Source organism: Caproiciproducens faecalis (assembly GCF_019448085.1).
In the GTDB taxonomy this organism is placed as follows: domain Bacteria; phylum Bacillota; class Clostridia; order Oscillospirales; family Acutalibacteraceae; genus Caproiciproducens; species Caproiciproducens faecalis.
Genome location: NZ_JAGFNZ010000002.1, coordinates 786,642 through 804,151 on the forward strand (window position 1 = coordinate 786,642; position 17,510 = coordinate 804,151).

The 17,510-nt window shown below is 53.0% G+C and carries 11 protein-coding genes; 7 read left to right on the plus strand and 4 right to left on the minus strand.

The window, feature by feature from the left end; translation table 11 throughout:
* Positions 1–26: 26 nt before the first annotated feature.
* Positions 27–2,663 carry a pyruvate, phosphate dikinase gene (ppdK, locus tag J5W02_RS08185; RefSeq protein ID WP_219965170.1) on the minus strand — a complete coding sequence of 879 codons (2,637 nt, stop codon included), beginning with the start codon at positions 2,661–2,663 and terminating at the stop codon, positions 27–29.
* 295 nt (positions 2,664–2,958) lie between these two features.
* On the opposite strand from ppdK, the gene J5W02_RS08190 reads away from it, so the two are divergent.
* The 5 genes from J5W02_RS08190 (at position 2,959) to J5W02_RS08210 (ending at position 11,222) form a co-directional block, all read left to right on the plus strand.
* A complete protein-coding gene (locus tag J5W02_RS08190) occupies positions 2,959–4,005 on the plus strand; it encodes a sugar phosphate nucleotidyltransferase (protein WP_219965171.1) in 1,047 nt (348 codons plus the stop codon).
* A gap of 27 nt (positions 4,006–4,032) precedes the next feature.
* Positions 4,033–4,989 carry a ribose-phosphate diphosphokinase gene (locus tag J5W02_RS08195; protein ID WP_219965172.1) on the plus strand — a complete coding sequence of 319 codons (957 nt, stop codon included), beginning with the start codon at positions 4,033–4,035 and terminating at the stop codon, positions 4,987–4,989.
* Positions 4,990–5,777: 788 nt separating this feature from the next.
* Complete coding sequence (gene pth / locus J5W02_RS08200) at positions 5,778–6,389, plus strand: aminoacyl-tRNA hydrolase (protein WP_219965173.1); 612 nt, start codon at positions 5,778–5,780, stop codon at positions 6,387–6,389.
* An 82-nt stretch (positions 6,390–6,471) separates the two neighbouring features.
* Positions 6,472–9,927: a transcription-repair coupling factor gene (gene mfd / locus J5W02_RS08205; RefSeq protein ID WP_219965174.1), complete on the plus strand. Its 3,456-nt coding sequence runs from the start codon at positions 6,472–6,474 to the stop codon at positions 9,925–9,927.
* Between the two features lie 170 nt (positions 9,928–10,097).
* Positions 10,098–11,222, plus strand: a complete 1,125-nt coding sequence (locus tag J5W02_RS08210; RefSeq protein WP_219965175.1) for a peptidylprolyl isomerase — start codon at positions 10,098–10,100, stop codon at positions 11,220–11,222.
* 331 nt (positions 11,223–11,553) lie between these two features.
* On the opposite strand, the gene J5W02_RS08215 is transcribed toward J5W02_RS08210, so the two are convergent.
* The gene (locus J5W02_RS08215; RefSeq protein ID WP_219965176.1) at positions 11,554–12,729 is read right to left on the minus strand and encodes a hypothetical protein; all 1,176 of its coding nucleotides are present in this window, start codon (positions 12,727–12,729) and stop codon (positions 11,554–11,556) included.
* Positions 12,730–12,897: 168 nt separating this feature from the next.
* On the opposite strand from J5W02_RS08215, the gene J5W02_RS08220 reads away from it, so the two are divergent.
* Complete coding sequence (locus J5W02_RS08220; protein ID WP_219965177.1) at positions 12,898–13,146, plus strand: Smr/MutS family protein; 249 nt, start codon at positions 12,898–12,900, stop codon at positions 13,144–13,146.
* A 120-nt stretch (positions 13,147–13,266) separates the two neighbouring features.
* Here the strand turns inward: J5W02_RS08220 and J5W02_RS08225 are convergent, their stop codons facing one another.
* Both J5W02_RS08225 and J5W02_RS08230 read right to left on the minus strand, forming a co-directional pair.
* Positions 13,267–14,208: a glycosyltransferase family 2 protein gene (locus tag J5W02_RS08225; RefSeq protein WP_219965178.1), complete on the minus strand. Its 942-nt coding sequence runs from the start codon at positions 14,206–14,208 to the stop codon at positions 13,267–13,269.
* Positions 14,209–14,229: 21 nt separating this feature from the next.
* Positions 14,230–16,677, minus strand: a complete 2,448-nt coding sequence (locus tag J5W02_RS08230; RefSeq protein WP_219965305.1) for a YfhO family protein — start codon at positions 16,675–16,677, stop codon at positions 14,230–14,232.
* Between the two features lie 177 nt (positions 16,678–16,854).
* On the opposite strand from J5W02_RS08230, the gene yfbR reads away from it, so the two are divergent.
* A complete protein-coding gene (gene yfbR / locus J5W02_RS08235) occupies positions 16,855–17,436 on the plus strand; it encodes a 5'-deoxynucleotidase (RefSeq protein ID WP_219965179.1) in 582 nt (193 codons plus the stop codon).
* Positions 17,437–17,510: the final 74 nt, after the last annotated feature.

A 17,510-nucleotide genomic window follows, 5' to 3' on the forward strand; every position in this document is an offset into this window, starting at 1 on the left:
TGGTAACTATCAAGGTACGGGGAAAATTATTTTGCTCTCTTTTCCTTAACGGCAGCCTGTGCGGCAGCCAGACGCGCGATCGGCACGCGGAACGGTGAGCAGGATACATAGTTGAGGCCAACCTTATGGCAGAACTCGACGGAAGTCGGGTCGCCGCCGTGCTCGCCGCAGATGCCGAGGTGAATCTCGGGTCTGGTCTTGCGGCCAAGCTCAACAGACATCTTCACCAGCTTGCCTACGCCGTTCTGGTCAAGGTGAGCAAACGGATCGGACTCGTAAATTTTATTCTCATAGTAGTAGTTCAGGAACTTACCGGCATCGTCACGGCTGAAACCAAAGGTCATCTGGGTCAGGTCGTTGGTGCCGAAGCTGAAGAACTCCGCTTCCTTGGCAATTTCGTCAGCGGTCAGCGCTGCACGCGGAATCTCGATCATGGTACCGACTTCGTATCTGAGGGATACGCCGGCTTCCTTGATGATTCTGTCAGCGGTTTCCGTAACGACATCTTTTACAAACTTAAGCTCTTTGACTTCGCCGACCAGCGGGATCATGATGCGCGGCTCGGTCTTGAACTCAGGATGCTTCTTATTCACTGCGATAGCAGCGTTGATGACAGCCGTTGTCTGCATTCTGGCAATTTCCGGATAGGAAACGGCAAGACGGCAGCCACGGTGACCCATCATCGGGTTAAACTCATGCAGGCTTGCAATGACGTTCTTCAGGTCTGCTACGGTGATGTTGAGCTCGCCGGCGATTTCCTTGATGTCCTCTTCCTTGGTCGGCAGGAACTCGTGGAGAGGCGGATCGAGGAAGCGGATGATGACCGGACGGCCTTCCATTACTTCGTAGATGCCCTCAAAGTCGCCCTGCTGGAACGGGGTGAGCTTTACCAGTGCCTTTTCGCGCTCTTCGGTGGTCTTGGCAACAATCATTTCACGCATTGCCTTAATGCGCTGACCCTCAAAGAACATGTGCTCGGTACGGCAGAGGCCAATGCCCTGCGCGCCGAAGTCACGGCCCTGTTTCGCGTCCTTCGGTGTATCTGCGTTGGTGTAAACTTCCAGCTTGCGGACAGCGTCGGCCCACTTCATGAAGCGGTCGAAGTCGCCGGAAATTTTGGCGGCGGCGGTCGGAATTGCTTCCGCGTAGATATTGCCGGTGGAGCCGTCAATGGAAATATAGTCGCCCTCTTTAATGGTCTGGCCGGCGAGGGTGAATTTCTTTGCGTCATAATCGACAACGATTTCGCCGCAGCCGGATACACAGCAGGTACCCATGCCGCGCGCAACAACCGCTGCGTGGGAGGTCATGCCGCCGCGGACGGTGAGGATGCCCTGTGCAACAGCCATACCTTCAATGTCTTCCGGAGAAGTTTCCAGACGGACAAGAACGATCTTCTCGCCCTTTTCGTGCCATTCTTTTGCGTCTTCAGCAGAGAAGACAACTCTTCCGCAGGCTGCGCCCGGGGAAGCGGCAAGGCCTTTGCCGATTGCTTTGGCCTTTTTGATGGCGGTTGCGTCGAACTGCGGGTGAAGCAGGGAATCGAGCTGCTTCGGCTCTACTCTCAGAACGGCCTCTTCTTCGGAAATCATTCCTTCGTCAACCAGGTCAACAGCTACTTTCAGAGCAGCGGCTGCGGTTCTCTTGCCGTTTCTGGTCTGCAGCATGTAGAGCTTGCCGTTTTCAATGGTGAACTCCATGTCCTGCATATCTGTATAATGTTTTTCAAGGTTGTTTGCAATCTCAGCGAACTGGTTGTAAACTTCCGGCATATCCTGCTGTAAATGGCTGATCGGGGACGGGGTGCGGATACCGGCAACCACGTCTTCGCCCTGTGCGTTAATGAGGTACTCGCCAAAGAGAGCCTTTTCGCCTGTGGCCGGGTTGCGGGTAAACGCAACGCCTGTGCCGGACTTGTCACCGGAGTTACCGAACACCATTGCCTGTACGTTGACCGCTGTGCCCCAGTCATAGGGGATTTCGTTCATGCGGCGGTATACGTTTGCGCGGGGGTTGTCCCAGGAGCGGAAAACAGCCTTGACGGCTTCCATCAGCTGAACCTTCGGCTCGGTCGGGAAATCCTCGCCCTTCTGCGCTTTATAGAAAGCCTTGAATTTCTTGACAAGATCCTTCATATCGTCCGCGTCAAGCTCGGTATCCATCTTAACGCCTTTTTCCTGCTTCTTTGCCTCAATGATTTTCTCAAACTCTGTTTTGGAAAGCTCCATAACAACGTCGGAGAACATCTGGACAAAACGGCGGTAGGAGTCGTAAGCAAAACGCGGGCTGTTTGTAATTTTTGCAAGGCCCTCAACAACCGTGTCGTTCAGACCGAGGTTCAAAATGGTGTCCATCATGCCCGGCATGGAAGCACGCGCACCGGAACGTACGGAAACCAGCAGCGGGTTTTCCGGATCGCCGAAATTCTTCCCGGTGATTTCCTCCATCTTTTTCAAATATTGGTAAATTTCAGCCTGAATGTCAGCGTTGATTTCGCGGCCATCCTTATAGTATTGCGTGCAGGCTTCGGTGGAAATCGTAAAGCCCTGAGGAACAGGCATCCCGAGAACGGTCATCTCGGCTAAGTTGGCGCCTTTGCCTCCGAGGAGCTCTCTCATTTTGCCATTGCCTTCGGAGAAAAGGTAAACGTACTTGTGGCTCATTAACAGTACCTCCTATAAAAATAAATTGTTTTTACGAGCTATATTAATTTGTAGTTTTGTAAATAGTCGCTCAAAGTGTATTATAGCAAAAACAACTGGAAATTACTATATGTTTTTTTATAAAACCAACTGATATTTTAAATTAAATTTTGTAAAAACAGAGTATCTTTCACAAATCCACTGCAAATATTGAATTATGTCTTGAAAATTCTGATTCTTATGAGATAATAGAGTTAATTCAAAATGAATTTTTATGCTTAAATGCTAAGTTATAGATCATCACGGAGGAAACAAAATGCCAGAAGAATGCTGCGCAATTATTCTTGCCGCAGGCGACGGGAAACGGATGAAATCCAACCGCCCCAAAGTACTTTCACCGGTGCTTTTCAAGCCGATGCTGCAATGGGTAATTGATTCCGCGCACAGCGCGGGGGTTTCCGGTATCTGTGTAGTCACCGGCTATATGCACGAAGAGGTCGAGCGCTACCTTTCCCATGTCAATGAAAACAGTCCTTTTGCCGCTGTTTCCCACGTTCTTCAGCCCGAGCGCAAAGGGACCGGCCACGCTGTTATGATGGCCGAAAGTTTTCTGCGCATGCACCGCGGGGAAAATGTTCTGATTTTAAATGGAGACGCGCCGTTTGTCGATTCATCGGTAATCGAAGAAGCGCTGAAAGACCACGTTGAGAACGGCAACGCGGTTACTGTCATTTCTGCCGTTCTGGACGATCCGACCGGGTACGGCCGCATTGTGCGCGACCCGGAAACTCACCTTATCAGCGCGATTGTGGAGCACAAGGATGCGGATTTTGCAACCCTTTCCATTTGTGAAATCAATTCCGGCGCATACTGGTTCCGGGTTGATGACCTTCTGGACATTCTTTCCAAATTTTCCAACAATAATGCGCAGGGTGAATATTATCTGACCGACGCGGTCAAACTGCTGATTGAAAGCGGTAAAAATGCTGGAGCCCATACCACCAGCGACGCAAACGCCGTACTGGGCGCGAACGACTGTCTGCAGCTCAACGCGCTGAACTCCATTGCCCGCGAAGAGATTCTTTCCCGCCACATGCGAAACGGAATTGAAATTCCGTGCCGCGACGGCGTCATGATCGGCCCGGACGTGGTCATCGGCAGTGATACCTGCATTTTACCCGGCACCATTTTGCGCGGAGCAACCGTCATTGGCTGCAACTGCACGGTGGGGCCGCATTCTTTTTTATCGGACAGTCGGGTGGGTGACGGCGTGCAGCTGAATTCCGTCCAGTGTGTAAACAGTATTATCAAGTCAAACCAGGCCGTTGCGCCTTTTTCGGTTATAAACCAGAATATCGTTTGAGACAACAGAATACAGGGGGATATGCAAATGAACTTTCATGGCAAGGATATCAAAATTTTTGCTGCCAACGCCAACCAGCGTGTAGCAAAACAGATTTCGGAGTGTTTGGGCCTTCCGATGGGCAAAAGCGAAGTTTCCACCTTCAGCGACGGTGAAATTTCCCTTTCGCTGTTTGAGTCGGTTCGCGGTTCTGACTGCTTTATCGTTCAGTCGACCTGCGCCCCGGTCAACAACAACCTGATGGAACTGCTCATTATGATCGACGCGATGAAACGCGCCTCCGCAGCGCGCATCACCGCCGTTATGCCGTATTTCGGCTACGCCCGTCAGGACCGCAAGGCCAAAGCCCGCGACCCGATTTCGGCAAAGCTCTGCGCCGACCTGATTACCACCGCCGGAGCCGACCGTGTACTGACCATGGATCTTCACGCCCCCCAGATTCAGGGCTTCTTCAACATCCCCGTGGATCATCTTCTCGGCGCGCCGATTCTTTCCTCTTTTCTGAAAGAGCGTGTCGGCGACGAAACCGATGATTATGTCATCGTATCCCCCGACCTGGGCTCCGTAACCCGCGCGCGCAATTTTGCCGCCCGTATCGGCTGCCCGCTCGCCATTGTGGACAAGCGCCGCCAGAAAGCCAACGTGTGCGAAGTCATGAACATCATCGGCGACGTAAAAGGCAAGAAGGTCATTCTCGTCGATGATATGATCGACACCGCCGGAACTCTCTGCAACGCAGCCAGCGCCATTATGGAAAAAGGTGCAAAGGAAGTCAACGCCTGCGCGACCCACGCGGTTCTTTCCGGCCCGGCCATCGACCGCATCAAAGCAAGCCCGATCAAGGAACTCGTTCTGCTTGACACCATCCCCCTCTCCCCCGAAAAGCAGCTTGAGAACTTCACCATTCTTCCCGTTGCCCCGCTTTTTGCGGAAGCAATTGAGAGAATTTACGAAGACAAACCTGTTTCCCCCATGTTTGTCTGATAAATAATCAATGTAATGTCTGGTGGGGTGGATTTTCCATCCCGCCATATTTCTTTATTCTGAACTAAATAAAAGCACCGCCGTAGGCGCGTCCTGACCGGCAGGTCCGGGGTAGAGTAGTCTATCCCGCCATATTCCTTTATCATAATCTAAATGAAAGCACTGTCGTAGGAAGTAAGAGAGCCAAACCCTGCTTTTTCGTACCCCGTCAATGAAAACCACTAAAGAATCGTATCACATAAAAGTTCTTTGGGGATACCCCGGGGGTGCAGGGGGATTTTATGGAACCCTCCCGCCGGGAATTAAAAATCCCCCTGCGCGTACTTTGCCTACTTTCGGACAAGACCGAAAGTAGGGGCCCGCCCGGCCTGAGGGCAGACCAAAGCCCGGCGGGGAAAAGCCATTAGGGGGACTCTCGCCGCCGGTCTTTCTGCCGCAAGGCACAAAAAAACGCCGTACACGGATTTTGCATCCATATACAACGTCATCAAGTGCCCGCGGGTATAAATCGCCTCTGTACAAAAAGAAAAAGAGGCGGTATAATAATATCCGCAGTGCGCCGATTATTCGGTTGCTTATGGAGTGTGGCTCCGTATGCAGGGGGCGGGGCGGTGGTGCGCCCCGTTCCTGCTCTGCACTTTTTATTGTGCCTTACGAACCGATTATAGCGCTTTTCTTCTTTTCATGCAATAGAATTTGTAAAATTGCAGAAGATTATGGCAATTTATGGGAAATGCCCGGCTGTCCGGCTGAGGCGTTTGCCGTTTTATAGATTGAGGTTACGGAACATGTTTAAAAACATTTTTGCAAGAAGCGCCGAGCCGGTCGGCCCGGTCGAATACATTGTCGCCGGTCTGGGCAACCCCGGCGGCAAATACGAAGGCACGCGCCACAACGCGGGCTTTATGGCGCTTGACTATATTGCGGAAAAGGCCGGGGCAAAGGTAGACCGCATCCGCTTTAAGGGGCTGACCGGCACCGCCGTAATCGGCGGAAAAAAGGTGCTTCTGCTCAAACCCTCCACCTATATGAATTTAAGCGGGCAGAGCGTTACGGAGGCCATGTCCTTCTATAAGCTGCCGCCTGAAAAGGTGATTGTTCTTTTCGACGACATTTCTCTGGAGCCGGGCCACATGCGCATCCGCATGAAGGGCAGCGACGGCGGACAGAATGGAATGAAAAATATTATCTACCTAAGCGGGAGCGACCGTTTCCCGCGCATTAAGCTCGGCACGGGAGCCAAACCGAACCCCCAGTGGGATTTGGCGGACTGGGTGCTTTCCAAGTTTACCGAAACGGACAAAAAGGCTCTTTACGAGGCAATTGACCACGCCAACTCCTCCGTGGAGCTGATGGTGCAGGACAACGCCGCCGAGGCGATGAACAAATATAATTCATAAAGACCGCATATAATAAAATATCAGTAAAAGTAATGGACAATAAGCACGGATTTTTTCGTTCATTCAAATTAAGGGAGATTCCATGAAATTTCTCACCAATGCAATCAGCGGCCTCAAGGAGTTTCAGGAACTTGAAGCCGCTGTCAAAACCTCTGCGCTGCCGGCGGCAGTGACCGGGCTTTCCGGGATTCATAAAGCAAATATTATCTACTCGCTCTGCGTAAAAACAAAACGCAGGGCTTTTGTTGTTGCCGGTGATGAAAACGAGGCGCAGCGCCTGTGTGACGACCTTTCCTCCATGGGCATGAAGCCGCTGTTTTACCCCGTGCGCGACTTCAATTTCCGCGACACGGCGGGAAGCAGCCACGAGTATGAGCATCAGCGCCTGCAGGTGCTGGAGCAGACGCTCGGCGGCGAGTGCGACGCGGTGGTCTGCTGTATGGACGCGGCTCTGCAGTACACCATCCCCCCGCAGGAACTGAAAAAGCGCACCGTTACGCTGAAAGCGGGCGATTCCGTTTCCATGGAACAGGTGCTTTCCGCCCTGTCCGCCTGCGGGTACGAACGCGCCGTTCAGGTGGACGGCACCGGGCAGTTTTCTCAGCGCGGCGGCATTCTGGACATTTTCACGCCCGACGCTCCGAATCCGGCGCGCGTGGAATTCTGGGGCGACGAAATCGACACCATTTCTCTGTTTGATCTGGAAACTCAGCGCCGCACGGAAACCGCGGAGCAGCTTGTCATTGCCCCCGCGGTGGAAGCCCTGATCGACAATCCGGGACTTCTGGCGGAAAAAATCATGAAACACGCGTCCACTCTGCGCGGAAAAACGGCTCCGGCCGCCAAGACCGTTTTGACGGAACAGGCGGATAAGCTGGAAAGCGGCGTCCGCATCGGGTGCGCGGATAAATATATCACCATGCTGTACGGTACCACGGCGACCCTGTTTGATTATATGGACCCGGATACTCTGTTCTTTGTCAGCGAACCGGTCAAATCAAAGGAACGGATGCGCAGTACACTCTGGCAGTGGGGCGAAGACGTGAAAGACCTACTGCTCGAGGGCACTCTCTGCCGCGGGCTGGACACCTTCAGCGGGGACTGGCCGTACGTTCTGGATCTGTTTGAGCGCCGCGGCGCAATTTATCTGGACACCTTTGTACGCGGCAGCTACGAAACGCCGGTGCGCACCCTCATCGGGCTGACCGCCCGTCAGCTTTCCGTGTGGGGCGGCAGCACCCAGCTGCTGAGCGAAGACGTGCAGAACATGCTGGCAACCAAATGGGCCTGTGTGGTGCTTGCCGGAAACGAGCGAAGTGCGCGAACCACCGTCGCCGACCTGCAGGCGGCCGGGCTGCCCGCGGGTTACGTTGAAAACCCGGAAACCGTTCAGCGCGGTACCGTTGTAGTCACCACCGGAGCGCTTTCCGCCGGACTGGAATACCCCGGCGCGTTCTTCGGTCTGATTACGCACGGCCGGTTGATTTCCGCGCCCGCCAAAAAGGCCAAGCGTAACAAAAACAGTCAGGAAATTTACAGTCTTGCGGAGCTGACCCCCGGCGACTATGTGGTGCATGTGTCCCACGGAATCGGCGTGTTCGAGGGCATCCACAAGCTCGACATGCACGGCATTGTCAAGGATTATATCAAGCTGCGGTACGCTAAAAACGACACCCTCTATGTCCCTGTCACCCAATTGGACATGGTTTCCAAATACATCGGCCCGCGTGAGGATGCGACCGTCAAGCTGCACCGTCTGGGCGGCGCGGAGTGGCAGAAGGCCAAGGCGAGAGTCCGCGCGGCGGTCAAGGATATGGCGAAGGAGCTGATGAAGCTTTACGCCGAACGTATGCAGGCGCAGGGACACGCCTTTCCGCAGGACAACGAGTGGCAGCGTGATTTTGAAGCGTACTTTGAGTTCGATGAAACGGAAGCGCAGCTCCGCTGTATTGACGAGATAAAGAACGATATGGAGCGGGAAGCCCCCATGGATCGGCTTCTGTGCGGGGACGTCGGCTTTGGAAAAACAGAGGTTGCTCTGCGCGCCGCTTTCAAGTGCATTACGGATTCCAAGCAGTGCGCCATGCTGGTACCCACCACGATTCTGGCGTGGCAGCACTTTCAAACCATCCTCAAGCGTATGGAAGGATTCCCGGTCAGAATAGAGCTGCTTTCCCGATTCCGCACACCGAAGCAGCAGGAGGAAATTCTGCGGCGCTTAAAGCGCGGCGAAGTGGACATGGTCGTCGGTACGCACCGCCTTGTTTCCAAGGATGTAAAATTCCGCGATCTGGGACTGGTCGTCATCGACGAGGAACAGCGTTTCGGCGTGGCACAGAAGGAAAAACTGAAAGCGCTGTGCAAAAACGTGGACGTCCTCACCCTTTCGGCTACGCCGATTCCGCGCACGCTGAACATGGCGCTGTCCGGTATCCGCGACATGAGCCTAATTGAGGAAGCGCCCCACGACCGCCATCCCGTACAGACCTATGTGCTGGAACACGACAACGGCCTCATCAATGAGGCAATCCGGCGCGAGCTGCGGCGCGGCGGGCAGGTGTACTACCTGCACAACGACGTTGCGACCATTGAGCGTACGGCTGCCCGGCTGCAGGCACAGGTTCCGGAAGCGCGCATCGGCTTCGGTCACGGCAAGATGAACGAGCAGGAGCTTTCCGAGGTCTGGCGCCGCCTGATCGAGCACGAAATCGATGTGCTTGTCTGTACGACGATTATAGAAACCGGCGTGGACGTGCCCAACGCCAACACGCTGATCATCGAAAACGCCGACCGGATGGGGCTTTCCCAGCTTCATCAGATTCGCGGCCGCGTGGGGCGCTCCAGCCGCCGCGCGTATGCCTACCTTACCTTTACGCCGAACAAGGTGCTCACAGAGATCGCACAGAAGCGGCTCTCCGCCATCCGCGAATTTACGGAGTTCGGCTCCGGATTCAAAATCGCCATGCGCGACCTTGAAATTCGGGGCGCGGGCAACATTCTGGGCGGCGAGCAGCACGGTCATATGGAAGCCGTCGGCTACGACATGTACCTGCACCTGCTGGCCGAAGCAATCAGCCGTGAAAAGGGCGAAGCTCCGCCGGAGTACGACCAGGAGTGCCTTGTGGATATGCAGATTCAGGCGCATATTCCGGAAAACTACATTGGAAACCTCAGTCAGAGGCTGGAAATTTACCGCCGCATCGCGGACATCCGTACCCGCGAGGACGCGCTGGACGTAACCGACGAGCTGATCGACCGCTTCGGCGAGCCGCCGGAAAGCGTAAACGGCCTGATCGAGGTCGCGCTGCTGCGCAATCTTGCCTCCCAGCTTGGCATTTATGAAATCAAGCAGCAGAACGACGTCCTTCTTCTGTATAAAAACGGTATCGATATGAAGCAGGTCGGTTCGCTGATTTCCGCCATGCGTTCCCGTGTCATGCTGAACGCCGGGGCGAAACCATACATCAGTGTCAAAATTCTTCCGGGCGCCACTCCGCTGGACACCCTGACCGAAATTCTCAACACGATTCAGCAATAACGTCATACCGCGCAAAAATCGAATGCTTTTCCACCGATGTTTCACACAACCTTCACAAAATCCCCACCCGGCGTACTGGACAAGCCGCGGGGATAAGAGTATAATTATCTGGTGAAACTGAATTTTGTATCGATTAAAATTTGGCTGCGCATAAGCGCATGGAGGTAGTTATGTTAAAAACAACAAAAAAGGTTGTTGCCGCGGTTCTGGCTGTTGCCATGATGGCGGGGATCACCGCATGTAAAAGCGACAAAAGCTGGGCTATGAAAAACGACAGCCTGACTGCTCCTATCGGAGTATATATCTACAATCTGTATAACGCTTACCAAAGCGCACAGACCATGGTAACCGATACGTCTAAGCCGCTTCTGGAACAGAAGATCGACGGCAAGGACGCGAACACCTATATTAAGGAAAAGGCTCTTGACGCTACAAAGTCGCTTTTTGTGATGAACGACAAGATGAAGGAGCTCGGTCTTTCCCTGACTGCGGACGAAACAAAGTCCATCAGCTCCAACACGGACACCCAGTGGGCGCAGGCAAGCTCCACCCTTGAAAAGTACGGTATTTCAAAGGCCTCTTTCAATCTGGCTTATTCGGATTACTACACCAAATACCAGAAGGTGTTCACGGCTCTTTACGGCAAGGGCGGCAAAAAGGAAGTTCCCGAAGCTGACCTGAAAGCTTACTTTGAGAAAAACTACACCGATTTTTCTTATTTCCTCAAACCGCTTTACAGCAGCGACGCCAGCGGCAGCACGGTGATGATTACGAAAGCCGAACAGGCTGCTCTGGAAAAGGAATTCAACAATTACGCGGCGGACATCAAAGCAGGAAAAATGACGATGCAGCAGGCGGCCGACGCTTTTAAAACTTCTTCCAAACAGACTACGGAACAGCTTCAGTCCGGCACCGAAATTCTGGACAGCGCTTCCGGTTTTCCGGACGACTTTATCTCCCTGTTGTCTTCCATGAAGGCGGGCGAGGTCAAGGCAGCCGAAATCTCCGGTACCTATCTGGTCGTAATGAAGAACGACATCACGAAAAAGACCACTGAGCAGCTGGGCTCTGAAAGCACCCGCAATGCCATTCTGGCTCAGATGAAGGGCAAGGAGTACTCCGACGAGCTTGACAAAGAAGCGGCGGCGTACACGAAGATCACCCTGAACCAGCAGGCGATTGATTCCTACAAGCCTTCCATGTTTGAAACCAAGACTTCCTCCGCGGCGGCGGTATCTTCCGCAGCGGCGGCTTCAGCGGCTTCCACCGCAGAAAGCACCGCTTCTTCCAAATAAAATTAGCAATAATCAGGGCGCAGACAGAAATTTCTGTCTGCGCCCTTTTGTTCATTTTTTTATTAAGTAATTCCCATTCTACCGTCTTTATCGTCAATGAAAACCTTTTGGATCGCTTATCGGATGAACCCTTTTGGGGATACCCAGGGGGTGCAGGGGGATTTTATGGAGCCCTCCCGCCGGGAATTCAAAATCCCCCTGCGCGCACTTTGCCTCCTTTCGGGCAAGACCGAAAGGAGGGGCCTGCCCGGCCTGAGGGCAAACCAATGGAATCTGTGAGTTTACCGTTACTCGATTTTCAGATTGACTCCACCTATCCTGAATAAATCAATCAGTACAGCACCACCGTGCCGCTCTGTACGGCGCAGCGGCATTCATAGCTTTTCTGAGTTCCTGTCTGTGCGTCAAAGACCGAGTTGAACTCAAAGGAATCTTTTTCATCCGCAAGGATATAGCGTGCCAGAATGAAACGGTCGTCCACGCAGGCGAAAAATTCACCCAGCTCTTTGCTGTACTTCGTGTGGATTTCAGAATTCAGCACTCCGTCCACCCGAACATTGTCCTCTTCCTCCGTAATCCGATAGACCCGCGTACCGTTGCCGTCAATGCTGAACATTGCGGGGGCCTCTCCCTCTTTCAGATTCAGTTCGGCCACAATCGACTTTTTCCCCGTTATTTTGTCGTAAGCGCAGATTCTCTGGTCGCCGGTCGGGAAATGCTTCACCCGGAAGTACAGGCTTGCGCCGTCCATTCCGGCAAAACGAACCAGCCCGGAGGTTCCCGCGCTCAGAATCAGCTCCAGCGGGGCGCGCTCCTCGCCGGTCTTAACGGCCACGATAAAATCAAACAGCGGACAGAGCCAGACATTGTCGTTGATATTGTCGCCCAGCCAGCGGATGTTCCGGTAACAGTGCTCCTTCTCCTCCTCGTCGCCGTGCGGCTGCAGGACCAGAAGCTGTTTCTGACCGCCCGCTTCAAAAGCGATGAGTCCGGCGCTGTTCGCGGTACAGACGCGCGGATCGCGCACATAATAGTACGTTTCGTCGTCAATATCGTAAAGATACGCCACTTTTTCAAAACCGGTCAGCTTTTTATAGTCCTCAAACAGTGTCCGGTGCTTCGTGTTTTCCTTGGTGTAGATCATCAGATGGCTTTCGTCCAGCGCGGTGCAGTCCGAAAACCCGCCGATAAAGTTCAGCGTAGCCATGTTTCTTTCCGCGCCCGTGCGCTTGTCTATCCGTAAAATCCACGCTTCGCTCTCCCCGCTTTCCATTACGACAATGATGTCCTCCGGAAAGCTGAAAAAATGCTGTACAAAAGCCGGATTGCTCAGAAAATAGTTGGCAATGATCCGTTCACGGCGCGTGACACGGTTATATTCCAGTATAAAGAGGTTGTTGTGTCCTTCCTCTTTTTTCTCTTCGGCATAGTAAATAAAATGATCGCTTATTTCAATTAAAACATCGTTGCAGCTTGCAAACACGTTTCTCAGATCGACAACCTTCACTCCCGATCCCTCCTGTTCTCTTTATTATAGCATAAAGGGCCGAATCGTACATCCTGTTTTTGACTTTCCGTGCGTTCCCATTTTTTCCGTTTGATGTTATAATATAGAAAAGTCGTTTCGGTAAGGGGATAAACAAAACTTTTTATACGAAAAGCGGTGGGTGATAAGATGCGTCAGACGAAAAACGGCAGCGTTCTGGAAGTGGATATTCACGGCATGACCGCAAGCGAAGCCAAGCGCGGGCTGGAGCAGCTTTTGACCCGCGCGGACAAAACCGTTTCGGAAATCCGGGTCATCCACGGCTACAACAGCGGTCAGGTGCTGCGCGACATGGTGCGCAAACAGCTGAAGCACCCGCGCATTGCGGCAAAGCTGATCAGCCTGAACCCCGGGGAAACACGCATCCTTCTAAAATAACAGGCGGACAGGAAAATCTGTCCGCCTGTGTTTTTTGAAATTTCCCGGGTAATATTTCCAGCCAATCCCCTGACTTCTATATTTCAGCCCAAAATTCTTGCTTTTTCGGTTAAACCCGTCTTATTTTTTATATTCTTCAATCCGGAACCGCGGCCTTGCTTTGACCTCACTGTAAATCTTGCCGATATAACCGCCCACCACGCCGAGGCACAGCAGCTGAATGCCCCCGAGCAGCCAGATGGAGCAGACGATTGCCGTCCAGCCCGCGACCGCAAGGCCCATAAAATACGAAACCAGCGCATAAATTAGACCGATAATACTTAAAAATGACAGAATAATGCCTAAATTCGATATCATTTTGAGCGGCTTTACGCTGAAGGACGTGATGCCGTCCAGCGCAAAGGAAAGCATTTTTTTCAGCGGGTATTTCGATTCGCCCGCAAAACGCTCGTTCCGGTCGTAGTACACATAGTCGCTGCGGTAGCCGATCAGCGGCACAATTCCGCGCAGGAACAGGTTGACCTCTTGATACTCGCTCAGCGCGTCCAACGCGCGGCGGCTCATCAGGCGGTAATCGGCGTGGTTGTAGACGACATCCACCCCAAGCACCTTCATGAATTTGTAAAATCCCTGCGCCGTGGTGCGCTTAAAGACCGTGTCCGTTTCGCGCTTGTTGCGCACTCCGTACACCACATCGCAGCCGCCGATGAATTTATCCACAAACTGGTCGATCACTTCAATGTCGTCCTGCAGGTCGGCGTCCAGACTGATGGCGCAGTCGCAGGAGTCCTTCGCGGTCATCAGCCCCGCCAAAAGCGCGTTCTGGTGGCCCCGGTTGTGCGCAAGCTTAATTCCGCTGACCAGTTCGTTTTCGTCGCTGTACCTGCTAATCAGTTCCCAGGTGCGGTCACGGCTGCCGTCGTCCACCAGCAGCATCCGGCTTTTTTTGTCGGCACGGCCGGTCTCTATCATCGAATTCATTTTCACGGTCAGCCGTTTCACCGTTTCCGGTAAAACCTCTTCTTCGTTATAACAGGGAATCACCAAATATACTGTAGGCATAATTTCCTCCATTGCGGTTCTTTATTGGTCGTCTTCCGGCGCAGCGGGAACCGGCTGTTCCGGTTTTTTGTCCGCCGGGTATTCCTCGTATTTGATCCGGTAGGTTTTTCTTTTGCGCGGATTCTTTTTATCGTACGCCCGGGTTACAAGATAAAATACCAAAAACAGCGCCGCTCCTCCGGCAGATGCCGCCGCGCCCAGCTTCAGCCCCGGCGTCTCATAGTCAAAGCGGATGACCGACTCCCCGGCCGGCACCTTCACCGCCATAAACCCGACGTTCACCTTGGCAATTTCCGCCGGTTTTCCGTTGACCTGCGCGCTCCATCCGCCTTCCCACGGAACGCTGAAAAACACCATGCGCTCCCTGTCCGCCGTGATTTTTGCGGTAAATCCGCTGTTGTCGCGGTCAAACGAGGAACAGGACTCCGACTTGCGTTTCAGACAGTCCTCAAAATAGGCGCTCTGGGTAAACTCACTGGACTGGTAGTCGTCGTTGTGTGGAAGGATTCCGTCGTACTTCTGAGCATCGTCGTTTTCCAGCACCAGCGTTTTCAGCAGCAGAAGGTGGCGGCTTTCCTTGTCTATCTGCTCGTACTCCGTGCGGGTAATATAGGAATCATAGCTGAACCCCATGGGAATATAATAGTCATTCTGATAGATATTAAACCCGTTCTGCGCCGCGTAGAACGTCCAGCCGGGCATCACAGGGTTGGACGCCCCCTCTTCCCCTTCAAAGTTCTTTCCGCTCAGGGCCGAATCAAACAGCCAACGGCAGCTGGTCAGCCCGCGCAGGCCGTAATATTTGGCATCCGGGCGGGAACCGACGTCCCGCTGTACGCCGATGGACGGGTAAAAGTCCATGATGGAACCCGGCACAATACTGTGGAACGCCTGAATGGTCGGAATCTGCCAGTACATGGCCTGATTGTCCATCCCGTCGTAAACATCCACGCGGCAGTTTTTGGTGTCCGGCAGCTGAATGTTTTTTCCGCCGTTGAGCGAATACGGAATCAGCTCGCGGTGGGCGTCGTCGCTCTGGGTTTTCCCCAGCGCGATAAAGAACAGCGAGTACAGAACGGAAATCAGCGCAACCCCGCCCATACAGCGGCGGATAAACAGCTTTTTGTCCCGGCGGTACCATTTAAAGATAATTGTCAGCAGCGTCAGGCTCAAAAGCGCAATGGCCACATAGGTCCAGAAACGGGTGGGGTAATCCTCCAACCCATAGGAAGTCACCTTTTTGCCGTCCTGCTGGGTAGAGGTTACCATCAGCCCGATGGGCAGCGCGATTCCAAGCGTAATCCCGGTCGTCCACTTGATTGAGCTCTTCCAGTCGATGCACTCCCGCTCAAGAGAAATCACCGTCGCAAGGCTCATCATCAGGGTCAGTATATAAAACCATCGCGCGTAATACGACGAGTTGAAAAGCTGGAACGCGGAATTCAGAATCGGGACAAATGCCATCAAAAACAGAATTCCCAGCACTTTTTTCAGCCAGTGCTCTTTGTGCATCCGCAAAAATCCGATGACCCCGGTCATGCTGAACAGCGGCAGCCACGCGCCGAGCGAAGCCCATTTCGCTTCCGATTTGGGGGTAAAGTTCGGCCGCGCCGGGATATCCGGCGGGAAGAAAAAGCATTCCAGTATGTGGACATAGCGCTGATTCCAGTCGTACAGCAGCGCGTTCCAGCCCTCCGGCGGGTTGTCCACCCGCGGGTTCTGGATGACCGCCAGAACGGTCGGCACCAGCAGAACGGAGGCGCACAGAACGCCGATGACCGCCTCACAGATAATCAGCAGAAAGTCCCGAAGGGTGATTTTCCAGTTGCCCGTCAAAAGCCGTGTAAAACCGTAAATCAGTGTGAAAACAACCTGTCCCACAAAAAAATAATAATTGACAAAACAGCAGGCGAACACCGTCACCGCGAAGATCCCGCGCCGCCGGGTATAGATGTACTCGTCCAGCGCCCAAAGCATCAGCGGAAAAAAGACGATCGCCTCATGAAAATGATTAAAGAAAATATTGTAAACGGAAAATCCCGAAAACGCGTACAGCATCCCGCCGATCACCGCGTAATCCGGATTTTTGACGTATCGTTTCAAGTAAATAAAGCCCGTCAGGGAAGCGCAGCCGAATTTCAAAATCAGCAGCGGGCCCATCAGGTGCGGCACCATCCAGCTCGGGAACGGAATCGTCAGCCAGAAAAACGGGCTGCCCAGCAGGTAAAACGAATAGGAACCGATGAAATTGGCGCCCAGATCGGTTGTCCAGCTCCAGCCGATGTTGCCCGCCCGTATGGCGTCGTGGCACATCTGGTAAAACGGAACCTGCTGCACATTAAAATCGCCGTAAAATAAAAAATAGCCGTTGTCAAAAATAATAAAAGGGATAAAAAAGAGAAATGATATTCCCATGCCGTAGAGCAGGGCTTTTAAATAATAATTCTGTTTCCCCGTACGGGTCAGCATGTTTGTCAAACCGTCGCCCCCATATTCCTGATTAACATATTATACCACAGGGTTTTGTCTGAACAAAGCGAAATTAAAAATTACAGGACTGTTTCTTGCAATATTTACTTTTTGTTATTATATTAGTAATAAAAAATACAATGTTCACAAACGACGGGAAGGAAAGGGGATCACAGAATGTTCCATTTTTACGCGATGCTGTCGCGTATGAAATATATCTGCCGCTGGGGGCTGATGCGCAATACCCGCAAAGAAACCCTGAGCGAGCACAGCTTTGAAACCGCGGTCATCGCCCACGCGCTGGCCGTGCTGCGCAACACGCGCTTCGGCGGACACGTCAGCCCGGAGCGTGCGGCTCTGCTTGCGCTCTACCACGACGCGACCGAGATTCTGACCGGCGATCTGCCCACGCCGGTCAAATATTTCAACCCACAAATCCGCTCCGCTTACCGGGAAGTGGAAACCGTGGCGCAAAACAAGCTTCTGAGCCTTCTGCCGGAAGATCTGAAGCCGAGCTACGAATCCGTCTTTACCGCAGGCAAAGAGGGTGACAAGGAGCTTCTGCCGCTTGTCAAAGCCGCGGACAAGCTTTCCGCCGTCATCAAGTGCATGGAAGAAAAAGGAATGGGAAATTCGGAATTTATCAAGGCGGAAGCCTCCCTGCGCCAGGCAGTCAGCGACCTGCATCTGCCGGAAGCCGACTGCTTTGTAACGGAGTTCCTGCCTTCCTACGCCCTAACCCTTGACGAGCAGGACTGAAGTTCCATATTCTGTTCATAAAATAATTCCTATTTAAAATTATTCTTCTTTTACAAGAGGTTATAATAATATGG